Source organism: Aquimarina aggregata, from assembly GCF_001632745.1.
GTDB classification, from domain to species: Bacteria; Bacteroidota; Bacteroidia; order Flavobacteriales; family Flavobacteriaceae; genus Aquimarina; species Aquimarina aggregata.
Window position 1 is genome coordinate 372,005 of the sequence record NZ_LQRT01000013.1, and the last position, 16,264, is coordinate 388,268.

General features: G+C 32.0%; 13 protein-coding genes. 8 read left to right on the plus strand and 5 right to left on the minus strand.

Going from position 1 to position 16,264, the window contains the following annotated elements; translation table 11 throughout:
• Positions 1-31: 31 nt before the first annotated feature.
• The 7 genes from AWE51_RS12925 (at position 32) to AWE51_RS12955 (ending at position 6,256) form a co-directional block, all read left to right on the plus strand.
• On the plus strand, positions 32-1,018 hold the full coding sequence (locus AWE51_RS12925) for a D-alanine--D-alanine ligase (protein WP_066314086.1): 987 nt from the start codon (positions 32-34) through the stop codon (positions 1,016-1,018).
• A 63-nt stretch (positions 1,019-1,081) separates the two neighbouring features.
• On the plus strand, positions 1,082-1,534 hold the full coding sequence (coaD, locus tag AWE51_RS12930) for a pantetheine-phosphate adenylyltransferase (protein ID WP_066314087.1): 453 nt from the start codon (positions 1,082-1,084) through the stop codon (positions 1,532-1,534).
• Positions 1,535-1,543: 9 nt separating this feature from the next.
• Positions 1,544-1,939: a VOC family protein gene (locus AWE51_RS12935; RefSeq protein ID WP_066314088.1), complete on the plus strand. Its 396-nt coding sequence runs from the start codon at positions 1,544-1,546 to the stop codon at positions 1,937-1,939.
• 138 nt (positions 1,940-2,077) lie between these two features.
• Positions 2,078-2,878, plus strand: a complete 801-nt coding sequence (locus tag AWE51_RS12940) for a hypothetical protein (RefSeq protein ID WP_066314089.1) — start codon at positions 2,078-2,080, stop codon at positions 2,876-2,878.
• Positions 2,879-3,001: 123 nt separating this feature from the next.
• Positions 3,002-4,399, plus strand: coding sequence for a DUF1800 domain-containing protein (locus AWE51_RS12945; RefSeq protein WP_066314090.1), 1,398 nt, complete (start codon positions 3,002-3,004; stop codon positions 4,397-4,399).
• A 12-nt stretch (positions 4,400-4,411) separates the two neighbouring features.
• The gene (locus AWE51_RS12950; protein ID WP_066314091.1) at positions 4,412-5,605 is read left to right on the plus strand and encodes a DUF1501 domain-containing protein; all 1,194 of its coding nucleotides are present in this window, start codon (positions 4,412-4,414) and stop codon (positions 5,603-5,605) included.
• A gap of 192 nt (positions 5,606-5,797) precedes the next feature.
• On the plus strand, positions 5,798-6,256 hold the full coding sequence (locus AWE51_RS12955) for a GyrI-like domain-containing protein (protein ID WP_066314094.1): 459 nt from the start codon (positions 5,798-5,800) through the stop codon (positions 6,254-6,256).
• A 158-nt stretch (positions 6,257-6,414) separates the two neighbouring features.
• Here AWE51_RS12955 and AWE51_RS12960 read toward each other — a convergent pair whose 3' ends face one another.
• On the minus strand, positions 6,415-9,588 hold the full coding sequence (locus AWE51_RS12960; protein WP_066314095.1) for an RICIN domain-containing protein: 3,174 nt from the start codon (positions 9,586-9,588) through the stop codon (positions 6,415-6,417).
• Positions 9,589-9,974: 386 nt separating this feature from the next.
• Entirely contained in the window at positions 9,975-12,683 is a 2,709-nt protein-coding gene (locus AWE51_RS12965) for a T9SS type A sorting domain-containing protein (RefSeq protein WP_066314096.1), read from the minus strand.
• A gap of 393 nt (positions 12,684-13,076) precedes the next feature.
• Here AWE51_RS12965 and AWE51_RS12970 point away from each other — a divergent pair, with 393 nt between their 5' ends.
• Positions 13,077-13,898, plus strand: coding sequence for a class I SAM-dependent methyltransferase (locus AWE51_RS12970; protein ID WP_066314097.1), 822 nt, complete (start codon positions 13,077-13,079; stop codon positions 13,896-13,898).
• Here the strand turns inward: AWE51_RS12970 and AWE51_RS12975 are convergent, their stop codons facing one another.
• From AWE51_RS12975 to AWE51_RS12985, 3 genes are read right to left on the minus strand one after another with little or no spacing between them, the layout of a single operon-like run.
• Positions 13,899-14,114, minus strand: a complete 216-nt coding sequence (locus tag AWE51_RS12975) for a hypothetical protein (protein ID WP_066314100.1) — start codon at positions 14,112-14,114, stop codon at positions 13,899-13,901.
• Positions 14,111-15,505 (minus strand): radical SAM protein, encoded by a 1,395-nt coding sequence (locus AWE51_RS12980; protein WP_066314102.1) that lies wholly within the window; start codon positions 15,503-15,505, stop codon positions 14,111-14,113. The genes AWE51_RS12975 and AWE51_RS12980 overlap by 4 nt, the downstream gene beginning before the upstream one ends.
• Complete coding sequence (locus tag AWE51_RS12985) at positions 15,495-16,235, minus strand: prolipoprotein diacylglyceryl transferase family protein (RefSeq protein ID WP_066314104.1); 741 nt, start codon at positions 16,233-16,235, stop codon at positions 15,495-15,497. The genes AWE51_RS12980 and AWE51_RS12985 overlap by 11 nt, the downstream gene beginning before the upstream one ends.
• Between the last annotated feature and the right edge of the window lie 29 nt (positions 16,236-16,264).

The following is a 16,264-nucleotide window of genomic DNA, read 5'->3' on the forward strand; positions in this document are numbered from 1 at the left end:
AATGATATTTTTGTTTTTAAAATATCATTTAATGAAGAAAAACATTGCCATTGTAATGGGAGGATATTCTAGTGAATTTGATATATCTATCCAAAGCGGAAATGTCGTATACAAACACCTAGATAGAGAATTATACAATCCTTACCGTATACACATTACTAAAGAAAAATGGGCTTATGTAAGTGATGATAATCAACAATACGATATTGATAAAAATGATTTTTCATTAACCATTAATAACGTTAAAACTCATTTTGACGCTGCATTTAATATTGTTCATGGTACTCCGGGTGAAGACGGTCTACTACAGGCTTATTTCGAATTAATCGAAATCCCACAAACCGCTTGTGACTTTTACCAAGCTGCACTTACTTTTAATAAAAGAGATTGTATAAGTACCTTAAAACCATACGGAATCCCAACTGCAACTAATTATTTTTTAAATAAAGGGGATAGTATTAATACAGAAGAGATTATAAAAACTGTCGGATTACCCTGTTTTGTTAAAGCGAATAAAGCTGGTAGTAGTTATGGAGTTTCAAAAGTAAATACCGAAAACGATCTTATTCCAGCAATTGATGTAGCGTATAAAGAGGATGATGAGATCATTATAGAATCTTTCTTAAGTGGAACAGAGGTATCAGTGGGTGTTATCACTTACAAAGGCAAAGATACTGTATTACCAATCACTGAAATTGTTTCAGAAAATGAGTTTTTTGACTATGAGGCTAAATACCTAGGTAAGTCAGAAGAAATTACACCAGCAAGATTATCTGATTCTGACACTAAAAAAGTTAAGGATTTAGCACTAAAAGTATATCAAATTTTAAAGATGAAAGGATTTTCGCGTAGCGAATATATATTTCACAACGGAGAACCCTATTTTATTGAAATGAATACTAATCCAGGATTTAGCGAAGCTAGTATTCTACCTCAACAAGCTCTAGCTGCTGGAATAAGTATTAAAGATCTTCTAACGAATACCATAGAAGAGGCTATAAATAATCAAAAAAAGTGATCTCATAAAACAGAATTTATAATTTCATTTATCTTTGTGTACATATCTATTTAATAATCACTAATGAGAAGAGCTGTTTTTCCTGGATCATTTGACCCCATCACGTTGGGACATTACGATATTATAGAAAGAGGTTTAACCCTATTTGATGAAGTCATACTAGCTATTGGTGTTAATGCTGATAAAAAGTATATGTTTTCTCTTGAAGAACGAAAACAATTTATACAAGAATCTTTTAAAAATGAACCCAAAATTAAAGTAATGACTTATAAAGGGTTAACAGTAGATTTTTGTAAAAAACAAAATGCTCAATTCATTTTAAGAGGATTACGCAATCCAGGGGATTTTGAATTCGAAAAAGCCATTGCACATACAAATAGAAAAATGTCTGAAATTGAAACTGTTTTCTTGTTGACCTCATCTGGCAAAAGTTATATTTCTTCTTCTATAGTTCGCGATGTTATTCGTAATGGAGGTGATGTTTCTGGATTAGTCCCAGATACAGTACGTTTCTAAATCATACATATGCATCGTAAATTAGGTAGTGTTACATTAGTCGTCGAAAATTATGATGAAGCGATTCAATTTTATGTAGAAAAGTTAAATTTCAAATTAATTGAAGACACAAAACTTAGTGATTCAAAACGGTGGGTTCTTATCTCACCAACTGATACTAATGAAACTACAATATTATTAGCCCAAGCAGCAACTCCAGAACAACAACAAGCAATTGGCAATCAAACTGGTGGAAGAGTTTTTATGTTTTTACACACAGATAATTTTTGGGATGATTATACTATTATGAAATCAAAAGGCGTTTCATTTTTAGAAGAACCCAGAAATGAGATTTATGGTACCGTAGTCGTTTTTAAAGATCTTTATGGCAATACGTGGGATCTTATTGAGCAGAAAAAGCCATAATAGAATAAGCACTAAAACAAATGATTCAATATTAATAACGTTTGGTTAATTCTAAATAAATCAATCTATATGTATTGTCAAAATATTCATAAACTCCCTACATTTAATATTCACAAAAACCTCACTAAACTTATAATTATGACACTAAAAACACTAAAGTATTCCTCATTATTCTTACTAATGAGCCTTATGCTTATCGCTTGTAGTAGCGACGATGATCAATCACCTGATACTAATGGAGGCGATGTAGATACCCCCGATGTAGATCCAAATAATGGCGGATGTGAAAGTGGAGCAGCAGCAGTTTTTGTTGAAAAAGACGGTCTACTTGTAATCGAGTCTGAAAATGCAGTTTTTAACAATACCGATTGGACACTTACAAAAAGTGCTGCAGATTTTTCTGGACCAGGGTATTTAGTTTGGAATGGTGCTGATGCCTTTAATCAACCCGCAAATGGTACATTAACTTATAAAATTAGAGTTAGTACTCCGGGAACTTATAGATTTATATGGCGATCTCGTATTACTATTGGTACTAATGGTACAGAACATAATGATTCGTGGCTCAGAATAGCCGATGCTAAACATTTTTATGGAAGAAAAGGAAATGGAAATATTGTATATCCTAAAGGAACAATGCAAGAGCCAATTCCTGAAAGTGAAGGACAAGCCACAACAGTACCTAATGGTTCTGGTCAAGATGGTTGGTTTAAAATTTATATGAACACTGCTAGTGCATGGCACTGGCAATCCTCAACGAGTGATAATGATGGTCACAATATTTTCGTTGTTTTTGAAACAGCAGGTGATTATACCGTAGAAGTTTCTGGAAGATCTAGAGGTCACGCTATTGATAAATTTGTATTATTTACTGATGGAGTTACTGAAGGTTCTGCGACTGCTGTTGATGCCACAACAAATGAAATAAAATGTGAATAAACCAAAAAAACACATTTAAAAAAGGCTTTTCAGATACATCTGAAAAGCCTTTTTTTTATAATATTATTTAAGAAATTAAACCTTATCGTCACAATCGAGTCTAAACTATAAAACCTTATAGTCATGGCAGATAGATTAACTGACAAACATATCCAACACCTCTATTGGCGAGCTGGATTTGGCATTTCTTCTAAAACATTAAAATCTATTAGAGCGCATAGCAAAAAAGACATCGTAGATCAAATTTTTGATCACAGTATCTCCAATAGCCCGCTATCAATGAACTTTGATATACTATCAAAAAATCAAAAAGACTTAAGCACTGAAGAACGAAAAAAATTACGAAAGCTTCGTAGAACAAAAATGCACGAGCTTAACCTATTATGGTTTAAACAATTAACAACCACAAATGAAGTCTTAAGAGAAAAAATGACATTATTTTTTCATGATCACTTTTCGGTTAGACTTAAAACTCCACGTGCATGTATTCACCTAAATAATGTAATTAGAAAGCATGCATTAGGAAATTTTGGCGAAATGTTAATGCAAGTATCAAAATCTCCAGCGATGTTATTATTTCTGAACAATCGTCAAAATAGAAAGAACCACCCTAATGAAAACTTTGCCCGAGAAGTAATGGAATTATTTACTTTAGGTAGAGATAATGGTTACACCGAAACCGATATCAAAGAAGCTGCAAGAGCCTTTACAGGTTGGAATTTTAATAAAGAAGGTGATTTTGTATTTAGACAAAAGCATCATGATTTTGAATCTAAGACCATTTTTGGTAAAACTGGAAATTTTAAAGGTGAGGATATTATCAAAATGTTATTATCAAAGAAACAAACAGCACGTTATATTACTGAGAAAGTATATCAATATTTTGTAAGTCCAAATAGCAATAATAAACATATTGAAGAGCTCACTACTGTTTTTTATAATTCTAACTATGATATCAAAGTACTACTCAAAGCTATATTCAAAAGTGATTGGTTTTATAATTCTGAAAATATTGGTTCTAAAATCAAATCACCTATCGAGTTACTAGTAGGACTTAGCAGAACATTCAATATAAAATATGATAACCCCAAGGTATTACTGTATCTACAACGTAAGCTTAACCAAACTTTATTTTTCCCTCCCAATGTAGCGGGTTGGCCAGGTGGAAAAACTTGGATTGACAATTCTACATTAATGCTTCGATTAAAATTAACCTCTATCTTATTAAACAATGGTGTTATCGAATGGAATGAAAAAGGTGATATGCCAGAAAATATGATTATCCAACAAAAAAACTACAATAAAATCCGTTCTCAAATACAAAAAAAGGTAAAAGCTACTCCTAATTGGAATTCGTTTTTAGGAACCTTAGAACAAAAAGACAGAGCCAAATTAATTGATTTTATGCTTCAACCCAAAGTATCAAATGCCGCAAAAAAAGTGTTGTCAAACCTTGACTCTACTAACACAAAAAACTTTGTAATAGAATTATTAAGCCTACCAGAATATCAACTTTGCTAAAACTACTAAATTATGGAACGAAGAGATTTTTTAAAACAATCCGTTTTTGCTTCAGGAATTACACTAATTCCTTCTTTTTTAAAAGGAATGGAGTTTTTATCTCCTAATCAACTATCTGGATATAAAAATGTAATTATCATTCAACTTTCTGGCGGCAATGATGGATTGAACAGTATTATTCCTATTAGCAATGATATTTACCACAATCTTAGACCTTCTATAGCAAAAAAGGCTACAGAAACTCTAAAAATCACGAACGACCTAGCTTTTAATGATAGTCTTAAAGAAATTGCGCGATTATATGACTCTGGTGAAGTAGCAATACTTAATAATGTAGGTTACCCAAATCCAAATCGGTCACATTTTAGAAGTACAGATATTTGGCAAACAGCAAGTCAGACTAATCAATATTTATCTACTGGATGGGTAGGCAGATATCTAGATGCAAATTGCCAAAACTCGTATCAAGCTATTGAAGTCGACGATTCTTTATCACTTGCCATGAAAGGAAACAAAATTAACGGTATTGCAGTCTCTGATCCTAATCAATTACATAATAATACTAGAGAACCTTTTTTTAAGAACATCGTTAAACACACTTCAAAAGATATGTTAGACGAAGATAATCAAGGATATTTATATAAAACCATGCTAGAGACCTACTCTTCTGCATCATATATCAATGAAACTTCTAAAATATATACAACCAACACAGTATATCCTCAAAACCCATTTGCTAAACATCTAAAAACTATAGCTGATTTTATTATTTCTGGTTTAAAAACAAGAGTATTTTATAGTACTCTAGGCGGTTTTGACAGTCATGTCAATCAGCTTACTAGTCAAGATAGATTGCTTAAGGTATATTCAGAAGGTGTAGGAGCCTTAGTTAAAGACCTAAAGAAAAATGATAGGTTTAAAGATACAATCATTTTAACTTTTTCAGAATTTGGACGACGTGTAAAGCAAAATGGCAGTAGAGGAACAGATCATGGCGCTGCAAACAATGCAATCGTTATTGGTGGGGCTCTTAAAAAACCAGGAATTTATAACGAATTGCCAAATTTAGCCGACTTAGACGCTAATGGTGATATTAAATATACTATTGATTTTAGAAGTATATATGCCACAATTTTAAATAATTGGTTAGATGTAGATGATCATACTGTATTACAGAAAAATTTTAGTAAACTAGGGTTTGTTTAAGTAAAAACTAAGCAAAAAGATCATATTACAATATATAGTTTCAAACAGAATTACATAACTATTTATATTGTTAACATTTCTTTAAACATAAATAGTATCTGTAAAACACAATTTTATTTTACTACTGACACACACCTGTCAGTACTTCAAATTACTTTTGTATTAATATTAATCATTTCAACACTTATCATTATGACAAAAGTAAAACTTCAACCCTTCTCTGTAATCGGAATTTCTGTACGAACAACAAATAAAAACAATCAGGCTACCCATGATATACCTGCATTATGGAATACATTTATGTCTGAAAATACAATTGATAAAATACCTAATAGACTTGAAGATTCTATCTACGCTTTATATACAGATTATGAAAGTGATTATACAGAAGGTTATACGACTGTATTAGGATGTAAAGTAGAAAATTTAGATAATATTCCGGATGGAATGACAGGTATCGAAATTAATAAAAATACTTATTCTAGATTCACAGCAGAAGGAGATCTTACTAAAGGCGTTATTTATGAAAAATGGGGTGAAATTTGGAATTCAAATCTAAACAGAGATTATACTACCGATTTTGAAGTATATGGAGAAGAAGCTCAAAACCCTACAGATGCCATTGTTGACATTTTTATTGGAGTTGCTTAGAATTATCTAAAAAATTCTTTGATGTCATAAAGAGTATCCCATGATTTGAGAATGCGACAATACTATTGTTATGAAACGCTCTCAAATCATAGGGACACTCCCTCTGACTGACTAAGGACAAAAAAAGATATTTACTCCTCTTTTTTAATTATATATACCTATTCTTTCAAGATTTTCACTGCAGGCCCATTGTTTATAACAATGAAATATACACCACTTTCTAATCCTGAAACATCAATTATATTTTCATCATTTTTTTCTTTGATCCGTTTAGACATAACTTCTTGCCCCCTAAGATCCAAGATACGGATATCAGAAAATGTATTCAAGTTGTACAATACCAAGGCCTCTTTTACAGGGTTTGGTGCTATTATTAATTTTTTTGCATCAAAACTTGCAACTTCTCTTGTTACAGCACTCTTACTTAAAGTATTATCAGCTGGAACAATTTTCCATTTTTGATTTCTATTACCACTGTTGTAATCCCATAATTGTGCATTCGCATTTGTTGCTCCAGCAGCTCTGTCGAGACTTTTTTGTATACAGTGCATAGGTTTTAATCCAAAAATACCATTTCCATTTGATACAGCTTTCCATTGTTTATGAGCATCGGTTGCATCTGTCCATGTTGCAACATTTGCTCCATTAACACAACTCCCAAATGGCACTTCTAAATATCTATTTGTTCCTTTGTTTTTTATAGTATAGACATCATCTCCTTTGTGCTCGAAAATCCATTTTTGATCTTCAAAATTACCAGGATTGCGCATCACAGCGCTATGTTTTTCTAATGCTCTTGACAATAGTCGTTGACTATTTTCAGAGGAACTGATATAATAAGTTCCGTTTGCTATCAATTGAGTGTTTTCTGCAATTACAGTAATACCATTAACTGTATCCCATTGTAATGCTTCTCTCCAAGTAGTGCCTATAGGGCGTATATGCGTTTTGTAAACATACCCTGTACCTGGCGCTGGCTTACTAGGAAGTTTCACAGTAATAGATTTTACTCCTTTTCCTGCAGTAACTACTTCCTTTTGTTGTGCAACCCAACCTAAAGACGACCAAAACTCTACTACTAGTTCTCTATTTGTTGAAGCCTCGTATCCGATATCAAAATTATAAGAATCTGCTGATATGATTGTTGTTTTGGGATCTTTAAAAGAAACCTCATCTTTAAATTGAGGTACCGCTTCAATAGTAATGCTATTTACCTGTGCCCATTTTAATGCTTCTTGCCAAGTCCCTCCTACTGGTCGTATGTGCGCTTTAAAAACATACCCTGTACCTGGTTCAGTAGGTTTTGGTAATTGTACTGTAATCGATTTTGTTCCTTTTCCTGCAGAAACAGTTTGTACAGCACTACTTGCAATCCATCCTGTTGATGACCAAAAACCTACTTGAATTTCTCTGTTTTTAGCGGCTTCATAATCAACATCTACAGTATATGAATCTGCAACTTGTAATACGCTATTAATATTTGAAAATGAAATTGTGTCTTTATTCTCTTCAACAACATCATTATCATATTTATTAACACCTAGAATTACAGAACTAATTCTACCTCCACCATCTGGAAATTGTACCGTAACGGTAGTATTTCCTTTAAGCAAATTCATCGCTACAGGTATATCAATTGTACCAAAGAAATCATTTCTATTTCTCTGATCGTAACCTTTCCAATTTGCTGGTACAGAAACTCTAGTACCGTTTACTTTGACTATTGGTGATTTTGATTTATCATGTTTTCGGCCAATTGACATTTTTAAATTCGCATAACCTGTTCCTGTTTTTACACCATTAAATGAAAATGAAATTTCTGAATTTGCATTTATTGTTTGAAGATGTTTTTTAGAATAATAGTTTACAGTACGAATAGTATTTGTTGAAGAAATTGTGTTGGCAAAAGTATATTCTAACACTACAGTTTCGCCTGCTATTAAAGTAATATTAGCTGGGGCAGTAGTTCTTTCTGTATCACTATATTTTGGATTAGCATTATCAAATATTTTTAAACTCTTAATCCTTACCTTTTGCAATCCAGCCAAATTTGAAGTCATATTCAAGGTAGCTTTTTGCGTTTTATCATCTAAATTATTTAGGGCTACATACAGTTTTTTACCATTAACAAAACCTTGAATTTGTATGTCAGGATTATCACTTTTTACTAGAACTCTTTTTCCTTTTACTTCTGACCAAAGTCTATAGAAATCAATTTTTGCTGTATACTTCCAATTTTTGAGTATAGGTTTATTAGGATTAGATGTTGGTGTTACAGATAAAGGTCTCCAAAGAGAAGGCGTATAAGGCTGATAGTTATTTGCTCCTGTAATATGCCATCTTGCTTTGCCCGTTATAAAAGGAATAGAAATAGCCATTCTATCCTCTCTATCTAAAAGGTTAAATAGAATTCCGTTTATAGATTTTAAAGAGATTGCACTTTTTATATCACTATAATTTGGTCCATATCCTTTTTCAATACCTCCATATTCTGTAATTGCATGTGGTTTTACTCTACCCCATTTTGTATAACTATACGTCTCTATTAAATCTAATATCGCTTCAGAGTTACTTCCTGATCTTTTATTATCCTGTCCTGTTACATTAACACCATCGTAAAGATGAACTGCAAAGGCATCCATGTGATTACCTGCAACATCCATAAACATCTTCATATTCTCGTTCCAATGTCTAAAATCCCATAGTTCTAAAGATGGCCAAGCACTAGAATATCCAATTACTTTAATTTTTGCTAATTCGGGAGTTTCATCAAATTTTTTACCTATTGCTCCAAACCACTCTGCCATTCGATACTTCATCTTTTTATTATCGGGTTGTTGTGGTTTAAAAACATCATCTCCAGCATGTACAAAAGGTTCATTCATCGGCTCAAAAAATTCTGGGCGTCCAGAATCATCAACATGATTTTTATAGTATTCTGCAGCCCATGCAGCTCCTTTTTCTTTATTCAAATTATATCGTACAACATTTCTTGGATGCTCTGTTCCTACATATCTCGTAACATTACGAACCGATGTATTGTTGGAGTTAATAAAATTGGGATAGTTACCTACAGATCCGGTTTTACTGTTTGCGTGCGAGAAAGGACCCCAAAAGCCTCTTCCAGGGCTTACATTAAAGTCTGCATAGAACTTTTTACTGTCTGTATCGTTCGAATTATCGTGAAGCGTAAAATATTTAGTACGATCTAATTGAGAAATATTCCCCAAAAACTTTTGAGTTTTATAATCGATAGTTACCGTTTGCGAAAACAAAGGTGTTCGCAACATTACTAGTAATAGCAAAATTACTAGCGTTCTTAATTGAATCATGTGTTAGTTAGTTTAGGTGGTTTTAAGATGTTTTTTTTGTGTGTGTTTATGTAATCTATTACTTTATTTGTAAGCTAATACTAGTTGAGTTTATTCAATAATTAAAGTGAAATTAATACCCCTCTAATACCTATATCTGTGTAAGCTATTATTCGTTACTTAAAAAATAGAATTCGTAACCATATAGAAAGAATTCGAAAGAGATGTGGTTTACCAGTCAAAATAATACTTGAGACACACATATTTAAAAACAAATAACTAAAACTTTGACTAACAAATACTTAATTAACAAAAAAGACAAAGTCTTTCTTGTAAAAGAAAGAACTCTATCAAAACAAATAAAAAAAGCCGCTTTGATAGTCTAAGCGGCCTTTTTCATGTTACTCTTATTGTTTTAAAAATTTAGTAAAAGGAGAATTATTAATTGATATAAAGTAAATACCTCGTTTATAACTAGACACGTCTATACTATTATATTTACTGATAACTTTTGACAGTACCTTTTGCCCTTTTAAATTCGACACCTGTATCAATACTGGGTTTGTTAAATTATGAATTGTAAACTTTTCCTTAACGGGATTTGAAGATATTCTTAGATTATTGATATTAAACAACATATCTTCTTTCTCTCCTCCACCAATTATGGTAACATTATTAACCTGATCTGTATCAATTGCTTGTTGCCAATTTGTACCCAATGGTCGTATATGGGTTTTATAAACATAACCCTCACCAGGTGACGGAGCAGAAGATAAGTTTACTGTTATCGATTTAACACCTCGCCCTGTTGGCACAATTTCTTTTTGTTGCCCCATCCAGTTGGTAGCTGACCAGAATTCTACAACAATTTCTCTATCAGTTGAAGCTTCATAATCTAAATTAAAAGAATAGGATGTTGTTGAAGGAATCGTAGTAGGCGCATCTTTAAATGATACAAGATCATCATACTCTATAATTTCTGAGATAACAATATTATCTATTTGTGCAGTATCCAGATATTTCCCTTCGTTTTCTCCGATAGGCCTGATATATGTCTTAAAAGAGTATTGGTCTCCTGGTTCTGCCATAGCAGGTAATTTTAAACTTATTGATCTAGTACCTGATCCTGCAGGTACCACTAATCGTTTACTGCTTGCGAGCTTACTTTTTGCTAACCAAAACTCAGCAATAATCTCACGGTTTGTTGTTGCTTCATAATTAACATTTATACTATAAGAATCAGCTATCGGAAGACTTGTAATAACTTCAGGAAAAAGAATTGTGTCTTTCTTTCCAATCACAGCTTTATCATACTTTTCAACTTCTAAAATCATTGAACTTACTCTACCCCCACTATCAGGGAAGTTTACAGTTATCGTATTGTCTACTTTTAACAACTCTATCGGAAAAGGTATATCGATGGTTCCAAAAAAGTCACCTCTATTTCTTTGATCATATCCTTTCCAATTTGTTGGTACATGAACTTCTACTCCGTTTATTTTTAGTTTTGGAGATTTAGAAACATTATGCTTTCTTCCGATTGCCATTTTTAACTTAGCAAACCCACTTCCCACTTGGACATTATTAAAATTAAAAACAATATCCGTGTTAGCTTCTATTTTTTGAAGGTGTTTTGTAGTATAATAGTTTTTACTTCGAATTGTATTTGCAAAAGCTAAGTCCGTATTAAATGTATACTCTAAAACAACGGTTTCATTTGGAATTAAAGTTATCGTATTAGGTGCTTTTTCTATTTCGGAATCTGTATATTCGGGATTAGAGTTTTCATATATCCGTAAACTCTTACTTCTAATTTTTTGTAAACCAGACAAACCAGAAACCATATTAAGCTCTACAACTTGTTCTTTATCATCTAAATTATTTAATGCTACATACACTTTTTTATCTGTTGCGAATCCTTGAATTTGAACATCTGGATTGCTACTATTAACAAGAATTCTTTTCCCTTTTACATCAGACCATAGTTTATAGAAATCTATTTTAGCTGTATAACTCCAGTCTTCTAAAATTGGTCTATTTGGGTTATCTGTTGGTGTAATCGATAAAGGTCTCCATAGTGCTGGTATATACGTTTGATAATTATTAGAAGCATTAATATACCAAGTTGCTTTACCTGTAATAAAAGGAATAGAGATTGCCATTCTATTCTCTCTTTCTAATAGGTTAAATAAAAGAGCATTAATTGATTTTAAAGATATAGCACTTTTAATATCACTATACCCAGCTGGATATCCTCTTTCGATACCACCATATTCTGTGATCGCATGAGGTTTAATGACTCCCCATTTTGCATAACTGTATGTTTCTATCAGATCCAAAATAGCTTCAGAATTACTTCCTGATCGTTTATTATCCTGTCCTGTTACATTAACACCATCATACAGATGTGTGGCAAATGCATCAATATGATCTCCTGCTACATCCATAAACATTTTCATACGTGAATCCCAATGTCCAAAATCCCACAGTTCCATAGAGGGCCAAGCACTAGAATACCCTATTACTTTCATTTTTGATAATTCGGGAGTTTCATCAAACTTTTTACCTATTGCACCAAACCATTCTGCCATTCGAATACGCATTTTTTGAGCATCGGGCTGTTGTTCTGAAAATACTGCATCTCCAGAATGTACAAAAGGTTCATTCATAGGCTCAAAAAACTCTGGTCTACCAGAATCATTTACATGATTTTTGTAATATTCGGCCGCCCAAGCAGCTCCTTTTTCTTTATCTAAATCATATCTAACTACATTTCTTGGATGTTCTGTGGCGACAAAGCGCGAAACATTTCGTTCACTAGTATTATCTGAAGCTATATATTCTGGGTATTCTCCTACTACACCCGTTTTGTTTTTTGCATAGGAAAAAGCTCCCCAAAAGCCTCTACCACGCGTGACATTAAAATCCTTATAAAGCTTTTGATGATCTGCATCGTTTGAATTACTATGAATGGTAAAATATTTAGTCCTATCCAAATCTGATACTGTCCCTAAATATCGTTCTGTAGACATATCTATATCTACTTTTGTTTGCGCAGTTACGCTTGGCAATGACAAAAGCATCATTACCCCTAAAATAAAGTTTAAGGTTTTCATTTTTTTGTGTTTTGTGTGTTAATATTCGCTACTGGTTAATAAATATTATGATATATATAATTCTACTTTAGAAAAGTGAACTAATCACCTATTTCTGTTTAAGCAAAATGTCTTATTCTTAATTAGATATTATAACTTAGCTATATCTAGTTATTTAACTTGTTTTGTTTTAAAAGAGGTAGCCAAAAAACATGCATCATGAAATTCGAAAACAAAACGTTTACATTAAAGAAGAAAAAACGAACGATGAAGCATTCTTTAGTATAAATTTCTTTTTAAATGTAAAATAAACATTTAAAAATAATAAATATATTAACACTATTAATAAAAATTAACTAAATAAACATTGCTTTTATTAATTAATCATTACTATAACAATAATTCTAGGGTAATATGCAAATTCACGAAACTGCTTTTATAGTATCAACTTACAGATCATATCATGAGGATATAAGCAAAGACATTTATGCCAAATTATGGAACAATCCAGATACTGATGCTTTAATACCAGAAATTCTTACTACTGTATCAAAACATGAAGCTATTTTACATAGTCTTAGAAATCGCTTTTTTTATGAAGAAATAAGAGGTTTTTTTAAAGCCAACAATGGCGGAACACTCATTAATTTTGGTTCTGGTTTTAGTATGTATCAATTCTCTTTTGACTCATCAATCGCTACTATAGAAATAGATAAAAAAGATATCATTGATTATAAAAAAGACAAAATAGATCACTGGACAAAAGAACACAAATTACCCCAAAGGGATATCCAATACACTGCCATTGATTTTAATCAAAATAGTATACAACAAATAATAGCAATATTGTCTCCAATGATCAAAAAAAAACCAATATTCATATTAATTGAAGGTGTTTTCTTTTTTTTGGATCGAAAAACTACAAATAAATTGTTTACTGTTTTTAAAGAACTGCAGAACCCAGGTGATATGGTTGGATGTGTTACTTATCTTCCGGATGTTGAACAAACTGAAGTATACAAGCGCCTTTTACATTATTTTGACAGTCATAATGATACTAATGATTCTTTTTCTCATCAAACCATTCCCCACTCTTATTTTTCTAAAATAGAAGGATATACCTTAAAGGAACATACTGATGAGTTCGAATTATCGAAAATCTATACTACAGACACTAATATCAATAGTAAAAAGGAAATATTGAATGAAACAATGTATATTTTAGAAAGGCATTAATCAAGCTGAGAGCATAGCCCCACAAATTCCGAGTCCAACTACAAGATATATACCAGCAAGTATAAAGAATACTTTTCCTGCTTTGCGACTAGTGGTTTTAAACAAAATCAAACCAATAATAGCTAGAAGTACTGGTGGCCCAAGAAGAATTAATAAAATTAGATAAACGATTCCTGCATAATTTCCACCTTCTAATAAAATTGAATTTGTTATCATACTGTTTCTTTTCTTAATTGTTCTAAATACTCTTGTTTATCATCGCGATAAAACAAATTCATCGTCTCAAACGGAATGATTTTATAATCCTTATTTACGATATGTACACAAGATTTTTTAATTGCTCTTACATCAAAGTTATACGCATCTATAAACTGCATAATTATGATTCTAAAAAGATTATCATACCCTAAGTCTGGCGCATCAATTTCTGGCAAACAACACATAATAGATTGTAAATTTTCTGAAGCGGTCTCAACAGAGTTACCTGTACTAAACAACTCTAATACCTTACCATGTAATTCTGAATCTTGCTCATAGACAATAGTATTTTTACCATTATCTAATAAATCTGCAGGATTGATATATCGTGTAAGTGGTAAAATCCCATCTTCGTTTTTTAATGCATACCCCATGACCAATGCGTCTGGATTACAAGGCACAGGTATCAAATCATCAGACTCAAATACAGGAAATTGTTCTAGAATCTTTCTTCTTACTTCGGTTAATGTAATTCTATCGGTTTGCGTGTCAAAATCCTCTAATCGCCCAGCAATTTGTGTAGGCTGAAATGTCACCCCACGAACACATTTTTGTTTTGTCGCAAAAGATATAACTTCTCCCATTTCATTATCATTTAACCCTTTTTGTAATGTAACTACTAAGGTGGTTGAAAGATTAAACTGATTTAAATGGGTTATCGCCTGCTTTCTAACTTTGGTGAGATCTTCTCCTCTTAATTTCTCTAGGACGTCCGCTTGCAAAGAATCAAACTGAAGATAAATTTCAAAGTCCGGCATATAACTAGCCAATTGTTCTGTGAACTTTATATCCTTGGCGATACGAACACCATTAGTATTCACCATTAAATGTCTAATTGGTAATTGTTTTGCATAATCCAAAATTTCAAAAAACTGAGGATGAATTGTGGGTTCTCCCCCACTTATCTGCACAACATCTGGTTCTTTTTCATTTTCAACAATGGTATCTAACATCTTTTTAATTTCATCTAAAGAACGATGTCTACCATAATGAGGTGATGAAGAAGCATAACAAGTAGGGCATGTTAGATTGCAACGATCCGTTACTTCTATTATCGACAAACAAGAATGTTGCTCATGATCAGGACATAATCCACAATCATAAGGACAACCATAATCTGTAGTTGTATTAAATTTATAAGGGAATTCTGAAGGTTTATTATAGTTTCTAATGTTCTTATAATATTCTATATCATCTGCTATTAACACCTTAGATCGTCCATGCTCTGGACATCGTTTTAGCATATAAACTTTGTCTTCTTCAAAGACAATTTTGGCATCTATTCTCTTAAGACAAGTTGGACATAAACTTAAGGTATAATCGTAATACGTATACTTTCTAGTAGGCATAAAATAGTTTTCGAATAGTTTTATGATAGTAAATCCAGCATAAGATACACAAATACTGAATACTACTTAATCCGAAAATCAAAAAAACATTGGGTTTTAGAAATTCTATACAAAATCGAAATAAAAAGTAAGAGATCATAAAATACTGAAATAACAGTCCGTTTTTATATTTATAATTTCTCTGAAAATATCTCAAACACCACCAAAGCACTATCAGAAAAACGATTTCAAACAAGGCAATTGGGTATCTAAACACACCATCACCTAAGTCCATTCCTAAAAAAGAGGTTGTTTCTTTTCCATAAGTAAACTCGTTAATACCAGCCAAAAAACATCCTATTCTACCAATAATAATTCCTAAAATTATTGGATAGGTAAACAAATCCCCTGAAGACTTATTTTCTTTAATAATTTTCTTAGCTAGTTCTACACCAAGCAATCCTCCAAAAAGCCCACCCATTATGGTTTTAACACTAAGCAAATAGATTAAATATTCTGGCGTGAAATCTACTATTGGATTTTCTAAAAAACCTAAAATACGAGACCCTAAAAAAGCACCAAAGACAGCACCAATAATAATAGAAAGTCGATTTGTAGAAGGTATTGGGTCTTGAATTCGTTTTTTGAGATATACGTAATATCGAAACCCAATAAAAAATGCAGCGTATTCTAAAATTAAATGGATATTCACTTTAACACCAAATACTACAGGTTCAAAAGGAATATCCATTTATAATTATTTCTATTTTAAAATCGAAA

Bases quoted from the DNA above. Each gene is read 5' to 3' on its own strand.
- AWE51_RS12925 (WP_066314086.1), top strand. From the start codon at position 32: ATGAAGAAAAACATTGCCATTGTAATGGGAGGATATTCTAGTGAATTT.
- coaD (WP_066314087.1), top strand. From the start codon at position 1,082: ATGAGAAGAGCTGTTTTTCCTGGATCATTTGACCCCATCACGTTGGGA.
- AWE51_RS12935 (WP_066314088.1), top strand. From the start codon at position 1,544: ATGCATCGTAAATTAGGTAGTGTTACATTAGTCGTCGAAAATTATGAT.
- AWE51_RS12940 (WP_066314089.1), top strand. From the start codon at position 2,078: ATGACACTAAAAACACTAAAGTATTCCTCATTATTCTTACTAATGAGC.
- AWE51_RS12945 (WP_066314090.1), top strand. From the start codon at position 3,002: ATGGCAGATAGATTAACTGACAAACATATCCAACACCTCTATTGGCGA.
- AWE51_RS12950 (WP_066314091.1), top strand. From the start codon at position 4,412: ATGGAACGAAGAGATTTTTTAAAACAATCCGTTTTTGCTTCAGGAATT.
- AWE51_RS12955 (WP_066314094.1), top strand. From the start codon at position 5,798: ATGACAAAAGTAAAACTTCAACCCTTCTCTGTAATCGGAATTTCTGTA.
- AWE51_RS12960 (WP_066314095.1), bottom strand. From the start codon at position 9,588: ATGATTCAATTAAGAACGCTAGTAATTTTGCTATTACTAGTAATGTTG.
- AWE51_RS12965 (WP_066314096.1), bottom strand. From the start codon at position 12,683: ATGAAAACCTTAAACTTTATTTTAGGGGTAATGATGCTTTTGTCATTG.
- AWE51_RS12970 (WP_066314097.1), top strand. From the start codon at position 13,077: ATGCAAATTCACGAAACTGCTTTTATAGTATCAACTTACAGATCATAT.
- AWE51_RS12975 (WP_066314100.1), bottom strand. From the start codon at position 14,114: ATGATAACAAATTCAATTTTATTAGAAGGTGGAAATTATGCAGGAATC.
- AWE51_RS12980 (WP_066314102.1), bottom strand. From the start codon at position 15,505: ATGCCTACTAGAAAGTATACGTATTACGATTATACCTTAAGTTTATGT.
- AWE51_RS12985 (WP_066314104.1), bottom strand. From the start codon at position 16,235: ATGGATATTCCTTTTGAACCTGTAGTATTTGGTGTTAAAGTGAATATC.